The sequence below is a fragment of the Parahaliea aestuarii genome (genome assembly GCF_008064635.1).
GTDB classification, from domain to species: Bacteria; Pseudomonadota; Gammaproteobacteria; order Pseudomonadales; family Halieaceae; genus Parahaliea; species Parahaliea aestuarii.
This window is the reverse complement of record NZ_VRYZ01000003.1, coordinates 140,274-155,958: the sequence shown is the minus strand read 5'-3', so window position 1 is coordinate 155,958 and position 15,685 is coordinate 140,274. Positions and strand designations below refer to the sequence as shown.

At 64.6% G+C, this 15,685-nt stretch carries 14 protein-coding genes; 6 read left to right on the top strand and 8 right to left on the bottom strand.

Features of this window, described 5'->3' with window-relative positions:
• Position 1 precedes the first annotated feature (1 nt).
• The 3 genes from FVW59_RS07915 (at position 2) to FVW59_RS07905 (ending at position 1,560) form a co-directional block, all read left to right on the top strand.
• Positions 2 to 484, top strand: coding sequence for a hypothetical protein (locus FVW59_RS07915; protein ID WP_148063717.1), 483 nt, complete (start codon positions 2 to 4; stop codon positions 482 to 484).
• A gap of 25 nt (positions 485 to 509) precedes the next feature.
• Positions 510 to 914: a hypothetical protein gene (locus FVW59_RS07910; RefSeq protein ID WP_148063716.1), complete on the top strand. Its 405-nt coding sequence runs from the start codon at positions 510 to 512 to the stop codon at positions 912 to 914.
• Positions 915 to 1,236: 322 nt separating this feature from the next.
• On the top strand, positions 1,237 to 1,560 hold the full coding sequence (locus FVW59_RS07905; RefSeq protein WP_187275817.1) for a hypothetical protein: 324 nt from the start codon (positions 1,237 to 1,239) through the stop codon (positions 1,558 to 1,560).
• A 37-nt stretch (positions 1,561 to 1,597) separates the two neighbouring features.
• On the opposite strand, the gene FVW59_RS07900 is transcribed toward FVW59_RS07905, so the two are convergent.
• The 3 genes from FVW59_RS07900 to FVW59_RS07890 all read right to left on the bottom strand — a co-directional run bounded on the left by FVW59_RS07900 (position 1,598) and on the right by FVW59_RS07890 (position 4,872).
• Entirely contained in the window at positions 1,598 to 2,116 is a 519-nt protein-coding gene (locus FVW59_RS07900) for a hypothetical protein (RefSeq protein WP_148063714.1), read from the bottom strand.
• Between the two features lie 5 nt (positions 2,117 to 2,121).
• Positions 2,122 to 3,420 carry an energy transducer TonB gene (locus FVW59_RS07895; RefSeq protein WP_187275816.1) on the bottom strand — a complete coding sequence of 433 codons (1,299 nt, stop codon included), beginning with the start codon at positions 3,418 to 3,420 and terminating at the stop codon, positions 2,122 to 2,124.
• Positions 3,421 to 3,528: 108 nt separating this feature from the next.
• The gene (locus FVW59_RS07890; RefSeq protein WP_148063712.1) at positions 3,529 to 4,872 is read right to left on the bottom strand and encodes a DNA recombination protein RmuC; all 1,344 of its coding nucleotides are present in this window, start codon (positions 4,870 to 4,872) and stop codon (positions 3,529 to 3,531) included.
• 137 nt (positions 4,873 to 5,009) lie between these two features.
• Here FVW59_RS07890 and FVW59_RS07885 point away from each other — a divergent pair, with 137 nt between their 5' ends.
• Positions 5,010 to 7,178: an FdhF/YdeP family oxidoreductase gene (locus FVW59_RS07885; RefSeq protein ID WP_148063711.1), complete on the top strand. Its 2,169-nt coding sequence runs from the start codon at positions 5,010 to 5,012 to the stop codon at positions 7,176 to 7,178.
• 113 nt (positions 7,179 to 7,291) lie between these two features.
• On the opposite strand, the gene gmhB is transcribed toward FVW59_RS07885, so the two are convergent.
• From gmhB to glyQ, 3 genes are read right to left on the bottom strand one after another with little or no spacing between them, the layout of a single operon-like run.
• Positions 7,292 to 7,855: a D-glycero-beta-D-manno-heptose 1,7-bisphosphate 7-phosphatase gene (gmhB, locus tag FVW59_RS07880; RefSeq protein WP_148063710.1), complete on the bottom strand. Its 564-nt coding sequence runs from the start codon at positions 7,853 to 7,855 to the stop codon at positions 7,292 to 7,294.
• A 6-nt stretch (positions 7,856 to 7,861) separates the two neighbouring features.
• Positions 7,862 to 9,952, bottom strand: a complete 2,091-nt coding sequence (glyS, locus tag FVW59_RS07875) for a glycine--tRNA ligase subunit beta (protein WP_148063709.1) — start codon at positions 9,950 to 9,952, stop codon at positions 7,862 to 7,864.
• Positions 9,949 to 10,905: a glycine--tRNA ligase subunit alpha gene (glyQ, locus tag FVW59_RS07870; protein WP_148063708.1), complete on the bottom strand. Its 957-nt coding sequence runs from the start codon at positions 10,903 to 10,905 to the stop codon at positions 9,949 to 9,951. The genes glyS and glyQ overlap by 4 nt, the downstream gene beginning before the upstream one ends.
• 96 nt (positions 10,906 to 11,001) lie before the next feature.
• Here glyQ and FVW59_RS07865 point away from each other — a divergent pair, with 96 nt between their 5' ends.
• Both FVW59_RS07865 and djlA read left to right on the top strand, forming a co-directional pair.
• Positions 11,002 to 11,895: a lysophospholipid acyltransferase family protein gene (locus FVW59_RS07865; RefSeq protein WP_148063707.1), complete on the top strand. Its 894-nt coding sequence runs from the start codon at positions 11,002 to 11,004 to the stop codon at positions 11,893 to 11,895.
• Between the two features lie 47 nt (positions 11,896 to 11,942).
• On the top strand, positions 11,943 to 12,740 hold the full coding sequence (djlA, locus tag FVW59_RS07860; RefSeq protein ID WP_148063706.1) for a co-chaperone DjlA: 798 nt from the start codon (positions 11,943 to 11,945) through the stop codon (positions 12,738 to 12,740).
• 9 nt (positions 12,741 to 12,749) lie between these two features.
• Here the strand turns inward: djlA and FVW59_RS07855 are convergent, their stop codons facing one another.
• Together FVW59_RS07855 and trkA are read right to left on the bottom strand one after the other, a co-directional pair.
• Positions 12,750 to 14,198 (bottom strand): TrkH family potassium uptake protein, encoded by a 1,449-nt coding sequence (locus tag FVW59_RS07855; protein WP_148063705.1) that lies wholly within the window; start codon positions 14,196 to 14,198, stop codon positions 12,750 to 12,752.
• 18 nt (positions 14,199 to 14,216) lie between these two features.
• Positions 14,217 to 15,593 carry a Trk system potassium transporter TrkA gene (trkA, locus tag FVW59_RS07850; protein ID WP_148063704.1) on the bottom strand — a complete coding sequence of 459 codons (1,377 nt, stop codon included), beginning with the start codon at positions 15,591 to 15,593 and terminating at the stop codon, positions 14,217 to 14,219.
• Positions 15,594 to 15,685: the final 92 nt, after the last annotated feature.

Here is a 15,685-nt window from a genome sequence, read left to right as displayed (position 1 = left end):
AATGGCGGATTCGCAATCTACGCGCTGTTTGTTCCTGCCCGGCTCGGCGCAGGAAATCTGGGCGGTTCCCCAGTCCTGCCTGGCGGAGATCATCACGCTCTACAATGTGGCCGAGACACCGCCGGCCACGGTGAGCTGGCGCGGGGTGGAAGTGCCGCTACTGGACCTGGACGAACAGGGCGAGACCCGCTGGCGCGACGTTCGCGCCGGCACCGGCCTGGTAGCCATCCTGCTGGGAGTGGAGGGCCGGGGCTGTCCCTACTTTGCCATTGCCCTGCGCGGTCAGGGGCTGGGCCTGCAACAGGTGCCTGTCCAGGAAATGGAAGACAAGCCGGGAGAAGTCCTGCCCCGTTCGCTGGCGGCTTTCCGCTGGAACAACGTCACTTACCAGGTGCCCGACCTGCTGGCGCTGCAGGATGAACTGGGCAGCCGGCAGGCCGCGTTGTCCGCGGAAGAAGAGCTGAGCGCCGGGCTCGGGGCCTGAGCCAGCAGCGGGCCGGGGATCAAGCGTGGACTCAGTGCAACTCAATCAACTGGCGGATCGCATCGACGGTGCGTTCGGCAGTGATATGCCCTTCACTGACCGCACCCTGAGTGACGGTGATATCGACACCCTGAACCGGGTGTTTTCCGATGCGGGCTACCAGCGGTATCTGCAGGATCAGGTTAACCGCCAGATTATCCGGGACTATCTCACCAATGCGGTGCTGCTGAACATTATCAGCGACGAGCAACTGGAGCGGTTGACCGCTCACGCCGGCAGCACCGAGGGGCGCTCCGAACTGTCTCTCTATATGCTGATGAGTTCGGTGGAACAGGCCGGTAACCTGCCGCTCGGTCCGCAGCCGGAGCCGCTACAGTCCCTCAACCGCCGCCCCGGTGGCCCGCCACATCTCAACCTGATCCGCAGTTAAGGGCCGTTTGCGCCCCGGCCAGCCGGATTTTTTCAGCCCCGCCAAAAACATTAATGCCGTATGGCCCGTAAAAATTTGGCACACATCAGTAAAAAATTACGGCCGAAATTCTTTCGACAGAAAAAATATGGCAAAAAAAGTCCCCCGCCGGCAAATTTGCCAATAAATAGCACTAACAAACGTTGTCAAGGCATTTCCATAAACCTATAACGTCAATGCGCACGCAATAAAAACCAGTGCGAAAGGCGGTACCGGCCCGGGGTTTGGCCACCGCGAACAACGAAAGCAAAAAGAAAACCTGGGGGACAGAGGGATGCTGACAATGACGCCTACGGCGGAGCTTGGTAACAAGGCCACCGCAGAATTGGAAGTATTTGCCGTGATCGAGGGGAAAAAAGTGTATCTGCCGACCGAGGCCAAATACGTGATGCAGGACTGTCGCGGACTGTGGTTTTACAGTACCCGCAAGCCGCGCACGGCCGAGGGCGACTGGACACCGAACAAGACCAGTATCTGCTGTCGCACCGACGGCGGTTTTGTACGGGTACTGAAAACCGATACCCGGGTACCCTGGCTGGATACCTGCCAGCGCACGGTGCGCATGGTCAGCGGCAACGAAGGGCGCCGTCCCGCCGACGAACACTGAGCCAGCGCATAGCGCGCTGGCTCACGCCGGAACCGTTTCAGCCCACCGCCGCGTGCTCGGGGTGCCGGGCGAACTCGCACCAGCGGCCGAGTTGCTCGGTGTTGGCGGCGAGAATGTCGACCACTTCCCCGCACAGTCGGTCGTAGGCTTCCTGCCACACTTTCAGGTGCACCACCATGGCGCAACGCTGCCGCATGGGCATGCTGCGCGGTAGATCCAGCGGGTCCATTTGCAGGCTGCGAAAGCCGTGGCGCAATACCGATGAAATTACTTCATCGTGTTTGTTGTCGCGCAGTTCCCCCTCGAAGCGCCGCAGCGGCATCAGCAAACGGTGGCGTTGGGGAAAGTCCGGGTCAGTAATGATGTTGTGAATCCACAGGGGCAACTGTTCGGTCAGTATGTCCTTCAGCGAGGTCTGGCTGCCCGGGCGGGACGCCGGCATCTCCGGTACCACCCGGCACATGGTCAGCTCTTCCCGGGAGTTGAAGCCGTACGGCCGGAAGGTATTGATACGGGCTCCGACCAGGGCCGTGTGGGTCAGTTGAAACTCAGACATCGCACTTACTCGGTAAGGACAAAGTTGACCGGAACGGGAATCACCAGGCGCCGGCCGTCGCCACTGTATTCGGCGACGGCGACCTTGTCCACGGGGTCCGCGAGCGGTTGCTCAAAGGCTTCCCGGGCGGCTTTCAATGCCGAGTCATCCAGCATGCCGTGGCCCGAGGTGCGCCCGATGTTGACATCGAGCAGGGCGCCCTGGGCATCGAGCACCACGTCCAGTTCCAGTTCACCCTGGATGCTGCGGCGAATGGCGGCGCGGGGATAGCGTATTTCCAGGTTGACCATGCGGAATACCATGGAATTAAAGGCAGCCAGTCGCTGGGAGTACTCGATGATACTGAGGCCGGTGATGTCATTGGGGTCAGCCGGCGCTGTTTCGCGGGCGAGAGTCGCGGCCGGCTCAGGTTCGGCCTTGATCACCGGCTTCGGCTGGGCCATGGCGATACTGGGGGTGGAGGCGGCCTCGACCGGTGCCGTGGCAGCGGCCGCTTCGGTGGCTGCCACCACATCGGCAGGCACCGGCTTGACCGCTTCTGCCAATGCCGGTTTGGCCGGTGCCTCTGCTTGCGCGGCAGTGGCTTCTTCCTCGGCGGTTTTGACCGGCTCGGCCGCTGCAGCCATCTGCTGTTGTGGTGCGGCGGGAGCTGGTGCGGCCGCTGGCTCGGGCTGGGCTTCCTCTGCCACACCCCAGGCGCTGACGGCGGCAATGCGCTCTGCGCTCGGTTTCAGGCTGCTGTAGGTGGCGCGCAGGTCGATGTCGATATCATCGGCCAGCAGGCTGTCGCGAAAGGCGGTGGAGGCCCCGCGCTCGTCAATCCAGCCGGACAGGAAGTAAGTGAATACCCCCGGAGCGGCACTGCTGGCCATCTCCCGACCGTTCACCAGGGCGATCAGCTGGTCGCTGTCACTGCGCAGGGTGAAGCTGTCATTGGTGTACAGGCTGCCCTGTACCACGCCCATGATGGCGTTGGCAAAATCCACGGTGGCCGCCGGGGGCGCGGCACCGCTGGCCACTTCTGCCTGTAGCAGAATGCCACCCAGCAGGCTGCGAATACTGGTGCGACGGGCGACGATGCGAAATTCCATTTCCCGCACACCGCTGGCGTTGGCGATATCGGCGACCCTGACCAGCGCCTGCTCCGAGCGCAGTGCGCCCAGATAGATGTCGCGACCGGTCTCCCGGTGCATGGCGAGGCCGGCCAGGCTGAGGTCGTCCGCCGCGACCACCGATTGACAGGCAGAGGCCAGCACCGAGAACAGCCCCAAGGTCAGAAACCAACGTTTGACAGGTTGTTTCATTGCGTTTGCCGCTGTTTTTACGTTTTTGTGGCGGCTAGCTTTGCAGATGGGCGAAAGGCAAGGCAACAAAAAAACGGAGAAAAGTACAGAAGTTGGGCCCTGCATCACTCAGGGCACTGAATGGGTCGGATTGCCGATTTGCGCCACTGCGCTTTCGGTGTCGCCCTCCCCGGCAACCAGGCGCTCCTGCTCCAGGTCATTGTGAATCGGTGTCAGTTCCGGCATTTCCCGCCTGGCGCGACCAGACAGCTGCTGGAAGCGCTCCACCTTGCCCTGCAGGCCCTGCTGGCCGGCGAGGGCGCGCACGGTGTCGTTGTAGTGATTGCCGGCGCTGCGCAGGCTGTTGCCGAGGCGATTGAGGCGCTGGGCCACCAGGCTCACCTGGTTGTAGATCTCGCCGGCGCGGTTGCTGATCTCCCGCGCCTCGCGGTTGCTGCGATCGACCATCCACAGATTGGCTACCGTGCGCAGCACCGGCATCAGGGTGGTGTGGGAAACCAGCACCACGCCCCGCTGGTAGGCGTCGTTGAACAGCTCCGGACTGTGCCTGAGGGCCTCGATAAAGGCGGGCTCAACCGGCAGGAACATGAGCACAAAGTCGGGGCTGCCGAGATTGGGCAGGTGGGCGTAGTCCTTGCCGGCGAGATCGTCCATGTGCTGGCGCACAGCGCGTACATGGGCGGACAGGGCGGCTTCACGCTCGACGTCGCTGCCGGCGGCGATCGCGCGGTCGTAATCCACCAGGGAGACTTTGCTGTCGATCACCAGGTGCTTGCCGTCGGGCAGCTTGATCAGGAAGTCCGGCAGCTTGCGGCGGCCGTCTTCGTCGCGCAGGGCCGCTTGCGCCTCGTAGTGCTGGCCGGCCTGCAGGCCGGCCAGCTGCAGGCTGCGCTCCAGTTGGGCCTCGCCCCAGTTGCCGGTGGCTTTCTTATCGCCCTTCAGGGCGGCGGCGAGGTTGCCCGCCTGCTCGTTCATCTGCAGCCCGATTTCCAGCACCCGGCGCAGTTCCCCTGCCAGGCTGGCCTGCCCTTTCAGTGATTCGCTGTGTACCTGGTCGACCCGCTGCTGGAAGGCGCCGATCTGTTCGCGGAAGGGTTGCAGCAGCGTTTCCAGCGACTGCTTCTGGTGGCTGGCGAAATGCTGGCTGCGCTCTTCGAAGATGCGGTTGGCGAGGTTTTCGAATTCCCGTTTCAGCTGGTCGCGGTGTTCGTTGAGCAGCCCCAGTTGCTCGCGGTGCTGTCGCTCGCGCTCGCCGCTGCGCTCCTCCAGCACCGCGTAATCCTGCTGCAGCCGCCGGTGGCTGGCCTCCAGGCTCTGGTAGCGCGCCTGCAACTGTTGCTCCCGTCGACCCTGCCGGCGCAGCCGGTAGAGCAGCCAGCCGAGGGTCACTGCAATCAGACCGGCGGCGAGGCCGCTGCCGGCCAGCAGTAGTTGTTGGCTGTCGAGTTCCATGGCGTCTCCCTGTTGTGCCGACCAGTTTACTGCAATGACCCCGCGCCAGCGCGCCCGGCCCGCCGATACCTGTCGCCTGGGCGGTGGGGTAGAATCGGGCGACGTTGATGGCCAATGGACACAGTGGGACGGTAGCGATGACTGAGCTGGTGGGCGGTGGCCCCAGAAAGGTGCTCTACACCCTGCAGACGGTGCGCCGTATCGGCCTGAAAAACTCTGCCAAGGCGCTGTCGGCGAAGAACACCTGCAAGGCCTGTGGCCTCGGGATGGGGGGCCAGCAGGGGGGCATGACCAACGAGAAGGGAGAGTTCCCCTCGGTTTGCAACAAGAGCGTGCAGGCCCAGTCCACCGATATCCAGCCGCCGCTGCCGCCGGAGCTGTTCGCCCACAGCCTGGCGGAACTGCGCGAGCTAACCCCGAAAGAACTGGAACATGCCGGGCGGCTTGGCAACCCGATCTACAAGGCAGCCGGTGAACAGCACTACCGCGAAGTGGACTGGGACTGGGCTCTGGATCACGCCGCGGGGCGCCTGCGCGCCTGTGCACCCGAGCGCAGTTTTTTCTATTCCTCCGGCCGCTCCTCGAACGAGGCCGGTTTCATGCTGCAGTTGCTGGCCCGACTCTACGGCACCAACAACGTCAACAACTGTTCCTTTTACTGCCACCAGGCCACCAGTGTCGGCCTCGGCAGCACGATTGGCAGCGGCACCGCCACGGTGGAGCTGGAGGATTTAACCGGCTGCGATCTGGTGTTCGTGATCGGCGCCAACCCGGCGTCCAACCACCCACGCTTTATCCACCAGCTGAAGAATTGCCGTGACCGCGGTGGCGAGGTGGTGGTGATCAACCCGGCGCGGGAACCGGGGCTGGTGAAGTTCGCGGTGCCCAAGAGTCCCGCTTCCATGATTGCCGGCGGTACCGAAATCGCCTCCGCCTACCTGCAACCGAACATCGGCGGCGATATCGCCCTGTTCAAGGGTATCGCCAAGGCCCTGCTGGCGGCCGGTGCCGAGGACAGGGCATTTCTCGACGCCCACTGCGACAACAGCCAGGCCTTCCTGGACGACATCGCCGCCACCGGGTGGCAGGACATCGAGACAGCAGCCGGCGTCGCGCGCCCGGACATCGAGCGCGTCGCCGCGCTCTACGCCCGCGCCAAAGCCGCGGTGTTTGCCTGGGGCATGGGCATGACCCACCACCAGTTCGGTGCCCAGAACGTCGAGTACATCGCCAACCTCGCCCTGCTCAGGGGCATGCTGGGGCGCCGCTACGCGGGGCTGCTGCCCCTGCGCGGCCACAGCAACGTCCAGGGCATCGGCACCATCGGCGTCAAGCCGGTACTGGCGGAAGCGGTGTTCGAGGCGCTGGAGCGGGAACTGGGGGTCAGTCTGCCACGCCAGCCCGGCATGGATACGCTGAGCTGCCTGGAGGCCGCTCATGCCGGTGCCATCGACTGCGCCTGCCTGGTGGGGGGGAATCTCTACAGTGCCTCCCCGGATTCGCAGTGGGCGCGGCGGGCACTGGAGCGCATTGGCTTCAAGCTCTACCTCACCACCACGCTCAACCAGAGTCACCTGCACGGGGTCGAGGATGGCGAGGCCCTGGTGCTGCCGGTGTGCGCGCGGGACGAAGAGCCCCAGTCCACCACCCAGGAGTCCATGTTCAATTTTGTGCGCCTGAGCGACGGTGGTATTCGCCGCCTGGACAACGCCCGCTCGGAAGTCGCCATACTCTCTGAACTGGCGGCGCGGGTATTGCCGGACGGCCCGGTAGACTGCCGCCGCTTTGCCGACCACGAGACGCTGCGGCACGCCATTGCCGCCACGGTACCGGGCATGGAGCAACTCAGGGATATCGGTGTCGCCAGGCGCGAGTTTCACGTGGCCGGACGCCTGCTGCACAGCGCGCAGTTCCACACCCCCAGTGGCAGGGCCGCCTTCCAGGTACACCCCATTCCCCGGCCGCGGCAGGACGATTATCCCCTGCTGCTGGCCAGCGTGCGCAGCGAGGGCCAGTTCAACTCCATCATCTACGAAGAGCAGGACAGTTATCGCTACGGCGCCGGTCGCGATGCCGTGCTGCTGTCGCCGGAAGATATCGGCCGCTTCGGCCTGCGCGAGGGGCAGCGGGTGGCTGTGGTGTCCGCCAACGGGCGCATGGCCGGCGTGAAGGTGCAGGCATTCGACCTGCCGCCGGGCAATATGCTGGCCTACTACCCCGAGGCCAACGTTCTCTGCCAGCGACGGGTTGATCCGCGCAGTCGCACGCCCAACTTCAAGTCAGTGCCTGTGCGTATCGAGGTCTAGATGGCCCGGGCGGCGTTGCCGTCCAATCCTGCCGCGCCGGGCTTGGTTCTACGGGCGTTTGATTTGGGTGAGCACTTACTAATCAGGTAATTCCGAGCGCCAGCTCACCGCTGTCAGGCCAGCTTGGCCGCCACCACTGCAGCGAGGTTGGCGTACACGGGAATGGCGTGGGGCTGGCTCAGCTGCAGGCTGTCGCCGTCCTCCTTGCGCAACCTGGCCAGTGTATCCTGGCCCTTGCCGGTGGTGACCAGCAGCGGCTGGCAGCCGGCGCGCTGCGCGGCCTGGAGATCCTTCAGGCTGTCCCCCACGAAGAATGCGCCGTCCAGCGCTTCGCCGGTTTCACGGCTGATAGCCTCCAGCAGTCCGGTGGCCGGCTTGCGACAGTCGCAGCCAGCATCGGGCAGATGGGGGCAGTAGGCAATGCAGGCGATATGGCCGCCCGCCTCCGCCACCAGTTCCCTGAGGCGGCTGTGGATGGCTTCCAGTTCATCGAGGCCGAAGTAGCCGCGGCCGAGGCCGGACTGGTTGGTGGCCACCGCCACCGTGTAGCCCGCCCGGCTCAGTGCGGCGATGGCCGCGATACTGCCGGGGACGGGGTGCCAGTCGTCCAGCGAGCGGATGTAGTCATCCGAGTCTTCGTTGATAACGCCGTCGCGGTCGAGAATAAACAGCGTCATCAGCGACTACTTGACCACCGCCAGCTGGGAGATGTCCGCCACCTGCAGGAAGCGCTGGCGCAGGGCGTTGAGCAGGTTGAGGCGGTTGTTGCGCAGGGCCTCGTCATCAGCGTTGACCATTACGCCGTCGAAAAAGGCGTCCACCGGCTCACGCAGGGCGGCCAGAGCGGCGAGTGCCTCTGTGTAGGCGCCCTGTTCCAGGTGCCCGGCGCTCTCCGCACCCACGCTGGCCAGGGATTCTGCAAGTGCCTTCTCATGAGCCTCCTGGAGTAAGTCAGTGCTTACTATAGAAAAGTTGTGGCCGGCGTCGAGCTTGTCCAGGATGTTGGCTACCCGCTTGTTGGCGGCGGCCAGGGCGGCCGCCTCCGGCAGCCGGGTAAAGGCGTGCACGGCGTGTACCCGGCGCTGGATGTCCAGCGGGCGGCTGGGATCGGTGGCGCTCACCGCGCGGAAGACTTCTACCGCGATGCCCTCCTCCTCGTACCAGGTGCGGAAGCGCTCCAGCATATAGGCCAGCACCTGCTCCGCAGTGCCCTCTGCCAGCAATCCGGCGGGGTACTGCTGTACCGCCAGTTGCAGGCACTCGCGCAGGTCCAGGTCCAGTTCTTTCTCTACCAGGATGCGCAGCACCGCCAGGGACGCCCGGCGCAGGGCGAAGGGGTCCTTGGAGCCGGTGGGCGGCTGGCCGATACCGAAAATGCCCACCAGGGTGTCCAGGCGGTCGGCGAGGCCGACCGCGGCGGCGGTAGCGCTCTCCGGCAGGCGGTCGCCGGCAAAACGCGGCCAGTACTGCTGGGCCTGGGCAGCGGCCACGTCGGCATGTTCCCCGTCGTGGGCTGCGTAATAGGCGCCGGCAATGCCCTGCATGTCGGGGAATTCCAGCACCATCTCGGTGACCAGGTCGGTCTTCGCCAGCAGGGCGGCGCGGGTCGCCAGTTCCGGGTCGGAACCGATGTTTTTCGCCAATGCCGCCGCCAGTTGCGCGATGCGCCGGCTCTTTTCCGCCAGGGTGCCCAGTTGCTGCTGGAAGACAATTTTCTCCAGCGCCGGCAGGCGCTCGGCCAGCGCGGTTTTCTTGTCGGTTTCAAAGAAGAACGCGGCGTCCGACAGGCGCGGGCGGATCACCCGCTCGTTGCCGTCGATCACCTGTACCGGATCTTCGCTCTCGATATTGCTGACGGTGATGAAATGCGGCAGCAGCCCGCCGTCGCCATCCACCACGTGGAAGTACTTCTGGTGCTCCTTCATCGAAGACACCAGGGCCTCCGCGGGCACCGCCAGGAAGCGCTCTTCGAAGGCGCCGGTGAGGGCCACCGGCCACTCCACCAGGCCGGTCACCTCGTCCAGCAGGTCGGCATCGATAACGGCCGTGGCCTGCAGGGCACTGGCCTCCACCTCCACCTGCTCGCGAATCATTTGCTGGCGGCGCTCAAAGTCGGCCACGACTTTGGCGTCGGCCAGGGCCTGTTCGTAATCTTCCGGGCGCGCCAGCACGATATCGCCACTGCTGTGGAAGCGATGGCCGCGGGTGGTGTTGCCGGTGGCCAGCCCCAGCACCTCGCCGTGGCTGCAGTTGTCGCCCAGCATGGCGACCACCCAGTGCACCGGGCGCACGAATTCCACCCGGCTGGCGCCCCAGCGCATGCGTTTGGCGATGGGCAGGTTGCGCACGCTGTCGTTGATGATGTCGTTCAGGCAGTCGGCGGTGCTGGCCCCGGCCACGGTCTGGCGCAGGCCGAGGCGCGGGCCCTTGGGGGTGTCTATGGTTTCCAGCTGCTCGGGTGCAATGCCCTGCTTTTTGGCAAAGCCGGCCGCCGCGGGTGTCCAGTTACCGGCGTCATCTTTGGCGCGGTCCGCGGGGGGGCCGAGGGCCTCCACGGTTTTATCCGCCGCCTGCAGGGTCACGCTTTCAATCAGCACCGCCAGGCGGCGCGGGCTGGCGAACCAGCGCACCTCACCGTGGTGCAGTTCGCGCTGGGCGAGACCCTCGACAATACCGTCGCGGAAGGCGAGGCCCAGGGTTTTCAGGTTCTTGGGGGGCAGCTCTTCGGTACCCAGTTCCACCAGCAGAGTGTCAGTCACGGTTTCGGTACTCATGCCTTGGCGGCCTCCGCGTCCAGTTTATCCAGTACTTCTCTGGCCAGGGCCGGCTCCGCCAGGGGGAAGCCGAGGGCCGCGCGGGCCTGCAGGTAACCCTCGGCCACGGCCCGGGCCAGGGTGCGCACGCGCAGGATGAAGCGCTGCCGCTCGGTGACAGAAATGGCGTGGCGGGCGTCCAGCAGGTTGAAGGTGTGGGAGGCTTTCATCACCATCTCGTAGGCCGGCAGGGGCAGGTTCTTCTGCGCCAGGCGCAGGGCCTCGCCCTCGCAGTGATCGAAGTGGGAGAAGAGGAAGTCGATATCCGCCTCCTCGAAGTTGTAGCGCGACATCTCCACCTCGTTCTGGTGGAACACATCACCGTAGGTGACAGTGCCGGCAGGGCCCTCGGCCCACACCAGGTCGTAGATGCTGTCCACGCCCTGCAGGTACATGGCGATGCGCTCCAGGCCGTAGGTGATCTCGCCGGTGACCGGGTAGCACTCGAGGCCGCCGGCCTGCTGGAAGTAGGTGAACTGGGTCACTTCCATGCCGTTCAGCCACACTTCCCAGCCCAGGCCCCAGGCGCCCAGGGTGGGTGATTCCCAGTTGTCCTCGACAAAGCGGATGTCGTGGATGGCGGTGTCGATACCGAGGGTTTTCAGGGAGTCCAGGTAGAGCTGCTGGAAGGCCGCCGGGGAGGGCTTCATCACCACCTGGAACTGGTAGTAGTGTTGCAGGCGGTTGGGGTTCTCGCCGTAGCGGCCGTCGGTGGGGCGGCGACTGGGCTGCACGTAGGCGGCGTTCCAGTTCTCCGGCCCCACCGCCTTGAGGAAGGTGGCCGGGTGGAAGGTGCCGGCGCCCACCTCCATGTCCAGCGGCTGCAGCACCACGCAGCCCTGCTCCGCCCAGTACTGCTGGAGGCGAAGGATAAGTTCCTGAAAAGTGAGGGTTTTCGCTTTGTCCTGGGACACGGGTCCACCTGTGAGGGGCTTGCAAAAAGCCGGGTATTATACAGGCACTTTCCTCGGCATAATACGCGCTTTCGCCCACCTGCCCGGAACGATTGAATGGACCGTCTCAAGGCCCTGGCCGTCGCCACATTGCTCAGAATCAGCGCCCTGCTGCCTCTGGGGCTGGCGCGCGCCCTCGGCCGTGGTGCGGCAGCCCTGTACTGGCCCTTCAACGCCCGCTCCCGGCGGGTGACCGAACGCAATATCGCCCTCGCCTACCCGAACCTGACAGCGGCGGAGCAGCGGGTGCTGGCCCGGGCCAGCCTGGCGGCCACCGCCGAACTGATGGCGGAGATGGGCCATGTCTGGTTGCGTGGCTGGGACCACGTGCGGGCGCATATCGTGCGGGTCGAGGGCGCCGAAGCAGTAACCGCGGCCCTGGCCGCGGGGCGCGGGGTGATTGTGCTGGCACCGCACCTCGGCAACTGGGAAGTCACCGGGCAGCACCTGGGTACCCTCGGCCCAACCGTGGCCCTTTACGAGCCGCCGAAGCTGGCGGGACTGGGGCCGCTGATTCGCCGCGGCCGGGAGCACAGCGGCGCCACCCTGGTGCCCACCGACAGTCGCGGCCTGGCAAAACTGCTGAAGAGTGTGCGCGGCGGTGGCATCTCGGGCATCCTGCCGGACCAGTGCCCGGCCGACCTGGGCTCGGGCATCAATGTGCCCTTCATGGGCCGCCCCTGCTTCACCGGCACCCTGGCCTGCAACATGATTCGCCGCACGGGTGCCCTGGCCGTGTTCGCCCTGGCTGAGCGGGTCAGGGGCGGCTGGGTAGTGCGCTATCTGCCGGCGGAGGATGCCATCTACGATGCCGATGACCCCCTTTCCCTGGCGGCACTGAACCGCGGGGTGGAAACCTGTCTAAGCTACTGCCCCGCCCAGTACCAGTGGGAGTACAAGCGCTTCCGGGTGCGCCCGCGGCAGGGGCCCGGGGTTTACGCCGGCCTCTGAAGTCCAGGCGGCATACGCCGCATTCTCAACGTAAATCAAGGAGCAGCATGTTCTACGGCAAACTTGTCGCCGGTACTCTCGGCCTGATACTGGGCGGGCCCATTGGCCTGATCCTCGGCCTGGTACTGGGCCATTTCTTCGACCGCGGCCTGAACCGGGTACAGGCCTTTGCCTCACCGGAGAATATCGCCCGTATCCAGCGCAGTTTTTTCGAGACCAGTTTCCAGTTGCAGGGTTACCTGGCGAAGGCCGATGGCCGGGTGTCCGAGGTGGAAGTGGCTCACACCGAGGAAGTCATTCGCCAGATGCGGTTGACGCCGGAGCAGCGGCAGGAGGCCATCGCCCTGTTCAAGCGCGGCTCGGCGGCGGACTTTCACCCGGAACCGGTGGTGGCCTCCTTCCTGCAGGCCTGCGGCAGTCAGCGCCAGCTGGCCCAGGGCATGCTGCTGTTCCTGGTGTCGCTGGCGCTGTCGGATGGCGACCTGGACGATGCCGAGCGGCAGGCACTGATGCGCATTGCCCAGCTGATGGGAGTCAGCGCCGCCCAGCTCGAGCAAATGCTGCGCATGGCCCAGGCCCAGGGCCGCTTCCACCAGGGCGGAGCCGGAGGTGGTGCGCAATCCAGTGCCACCAGCCTGGCCGATGCCTACGCTGCCCTCGGGGTGAGTGAAGGTGTCAGTGACGGCGAACTCAAGCGCGCCTACCGCAAGCTGATGAGCGAAAACCACCCGGACAAGCTGATCGCCAAGGGGGTGCCCGAGCACATGGTCAAGGTGGCGACGGAGAAATCGCAGGATATCCAGGCGGCCTACGAGATGGTGCGCAAGCACCGCGGCGGCCGCTGAGTAGCGCTACTACAGGCGCCAGAACATGGGGGTGAACAGCACCAGCAGGGTGAATACCTCCAGCCGCCCCAGCAGCATCGCAAAGCACAGCAGGCCCTTGGCGGTTTCGCTGATACCGGCGTAGTTGGCGGCGACGTCCCCCAGCCCGGGGCCGAGGTTGTTGAGCGATGCGGCGACAGCGGAGAAAGCGGTAATGAAGTCCATCCCGGTACCCATCAGCAGCAGCAGGATGGTAATAAACGAGAACATGTAGACGGCGAAGAAGCTCCACACCGCGCTGACTACCGCCGCATCCACCCGCCGCTTGCCCATCTTCAGGGGAATCACCGCCTGCGGGTGGACCAGCTGCTTCAGTTCGCGAATCCCCTGTTTGAAGATCAGCATCAGGCGCATGGCCTTGATGCCGCCCCCGGTGGACCCTACGCAGCCGCCCATGAAAGAGAACATCAACAGCATCACCGGCAGGAAGGTCGGCCAGAGGGCAAAATTCTCACTGGCAAAGCCGGTGGTGGTGGTGATGGAGATGGCCTGGAACAGGCCGTGTACCAGGGCATCCTCCGGCGCGATGACGCCCGACAGTATCAGGTAGCCACAGGTAATGGCGATGCACACCAGCACGATACTGCTGAAGAACTTGGTTTCCGAGTCCCCCAGGTAGTGGCGTAGCGAACGCCGGCGCCAGGCCAGGTAGTGCAGGCCGAAATTCATGGCCGAGATGCACATGAACACACTGCAGATCAGCAGGATGGTATTGCTCTCGAACCAGGCCATGCTGGTGTCGTGGGTGGAAAAGCCGCCGATAGCCACCGTGGAGAAGGCGTGGGCGATAGCGTCGAAGGTACTCATTCCCGCCAGGTGGTAGCACAGGGCGCACACCACGGTGAGGGCAAGGTACACCGAGAACAGGGCCTTGGCGGTTTCGGTGATGCGGGGAGTGAGTTTGGAATCCTTGGTGGGGCCGGGAATTTCCGCCCGGTACAGCTGCATGCCGCCAATCCCCAGCATCGGCAGTACTGCCACTGCCACCACGATAATCCCGATACCACCCAGCCACTGCAGCATCTGGCGGTAGATGAGAATGGAATGGGGCAGGCTGTCGAGGCCGGTAATCACCGTGGCTCCGGTGGTGGTCAGGCCGGAGATGGATTCGAATATCGCCTCGGTGGGGCTGAGATCCAGGGCGTCTTCGAAGGCGAAGGGCAGCGCCCCGAACAGCCCCAGTACCGTCCAGAACAGCGAGGTGATCAGGAAGCCGTCGCGAATGCGCAGCTCATGGCGCGAGGCCCGGGCCGGCAGCCACATGGCGAGGCCGGAGAAAAAGGTAATGGAGAGCGCCACCAGGAAGCCCTCTACCGTGTGGTCGTCGGCGATCAGGCCGATCACCAGTGGCACCAGCATGGTGCTGCTGAACAACATCAGCAGAATGCCGAGAACGCGGAGTGTGGTGCCTATGTGCATGAAATCGCGCGGCCGGCGTCAGGAAAAAAAGCCGAAGCCGACGGCGAACAGCTTTTCCACCTGGGGAATACGGCTGCGATCGACCAGAAACAGGATCACGTGGTCATCGGTTTCCACCACGACGTTGCCGTGGGCGATCAGCACGTCGTCGCCGCGCACGATGGCGCCGATGGTCACTCCGTCCGGCAGGTTGATTTCATCGAGCTGGCGGCCCACCACCTTGGACGAGTAGGCGTCGCCGTGGGCGATCAGCTCGATGGCCTCGGCGGCGCCGCGGCGCAGGGAGTGTACGTTGGAGATGTCGCCCTTGCGCACGTGGGTGAGCAGGCTGCCGATGGTGATCTGCTGGGGCGAGATGGCGATGTCGATCTCATCCCCGACCAGGTCGGCGTAGGCGGCGTTGGTGATCAGGGTGATCACCTTCTTGGCGCCCATGCGTTTGGCCAGCATGGACATCATGATGTTGGACTCGTCGTTGTTGGTGAGGGCACAGAAGACATCCGTATTCTCGATGTTCTCCGCGGTCAGTAACTGCGGCTCGGCGGCGCTGCCGCACAGCACGATGGCGTGTTTGAGCCGCTCAGAGAGCATGCGGCAGCGGTCGTAGGACTTCTCAATCACCTTCACCTGGTACTGGCTTTCGATGCTCTGGGCCAGGGTGGCGCCAATATTGCCGCCGCCGGCGATCATCACCCGCTTGTACGGTTTGTCTACCTTGCGCAGTTCCGACATCACCGCGCGGATATGCTGGCGGGCGGCAATAAAGAACACCTCGTCGTCCACCTCGATCACGGTGCTGCCCTCCGGCAGAATCGGGCGATCCTGGCGGAAGATGGCCGCCACCCGGGTGTCCACCTTGGGCATGTGCTTGCGGATTTCCTGCAGCTCCTGGCCCACCAGCGGGCCGCCGTAGTAGGCCCGCACCGCCACCAGCTGTACCTTGCCGTCGGCAAAATCGAGCACCTGCAGGGCGCCCGGATTGGCGATCAGCTGGCGGATATTCTTGGTGACCAGCTGCTCCGGGCCGATGATGACATCCACCGGCACATTGGCCGGGTTGAACAGCTGCTCCTGGTGGGCGAGGTAGTTGGGGGAGCGCACCCGGGAGATCTTGGTGGGCGTATTGAAGATGCTGTGCGCCACCTGGCAGGCCATCATGTTGATCTCGTCACTGTTGGTGACGGCAATCAGCATGTCGGCATCCTCGGCGCCGGCCCGGTACAGGGTGTTGGGGTACGAGGCGCCGCCGAGCACGGTGCCGATATCGAGACGATCCTGCAAATTGCGCAGTTTGTCCGCATCGGTATCGACGACGGTGATGTCGTTCTGTTCATTGGCCAGGTGTTCGGCCAGTGTTCCCCCGACCTGACCAGCGCCCAGAATAATGATTTTCATGACCCGGGGACCCCGTGGGAAGTTTTCAGCACCTTAATGGATACGCTGGATTGTAAGCACATGATGGAGGGCTGTATAGCGCGGCCCTGGTA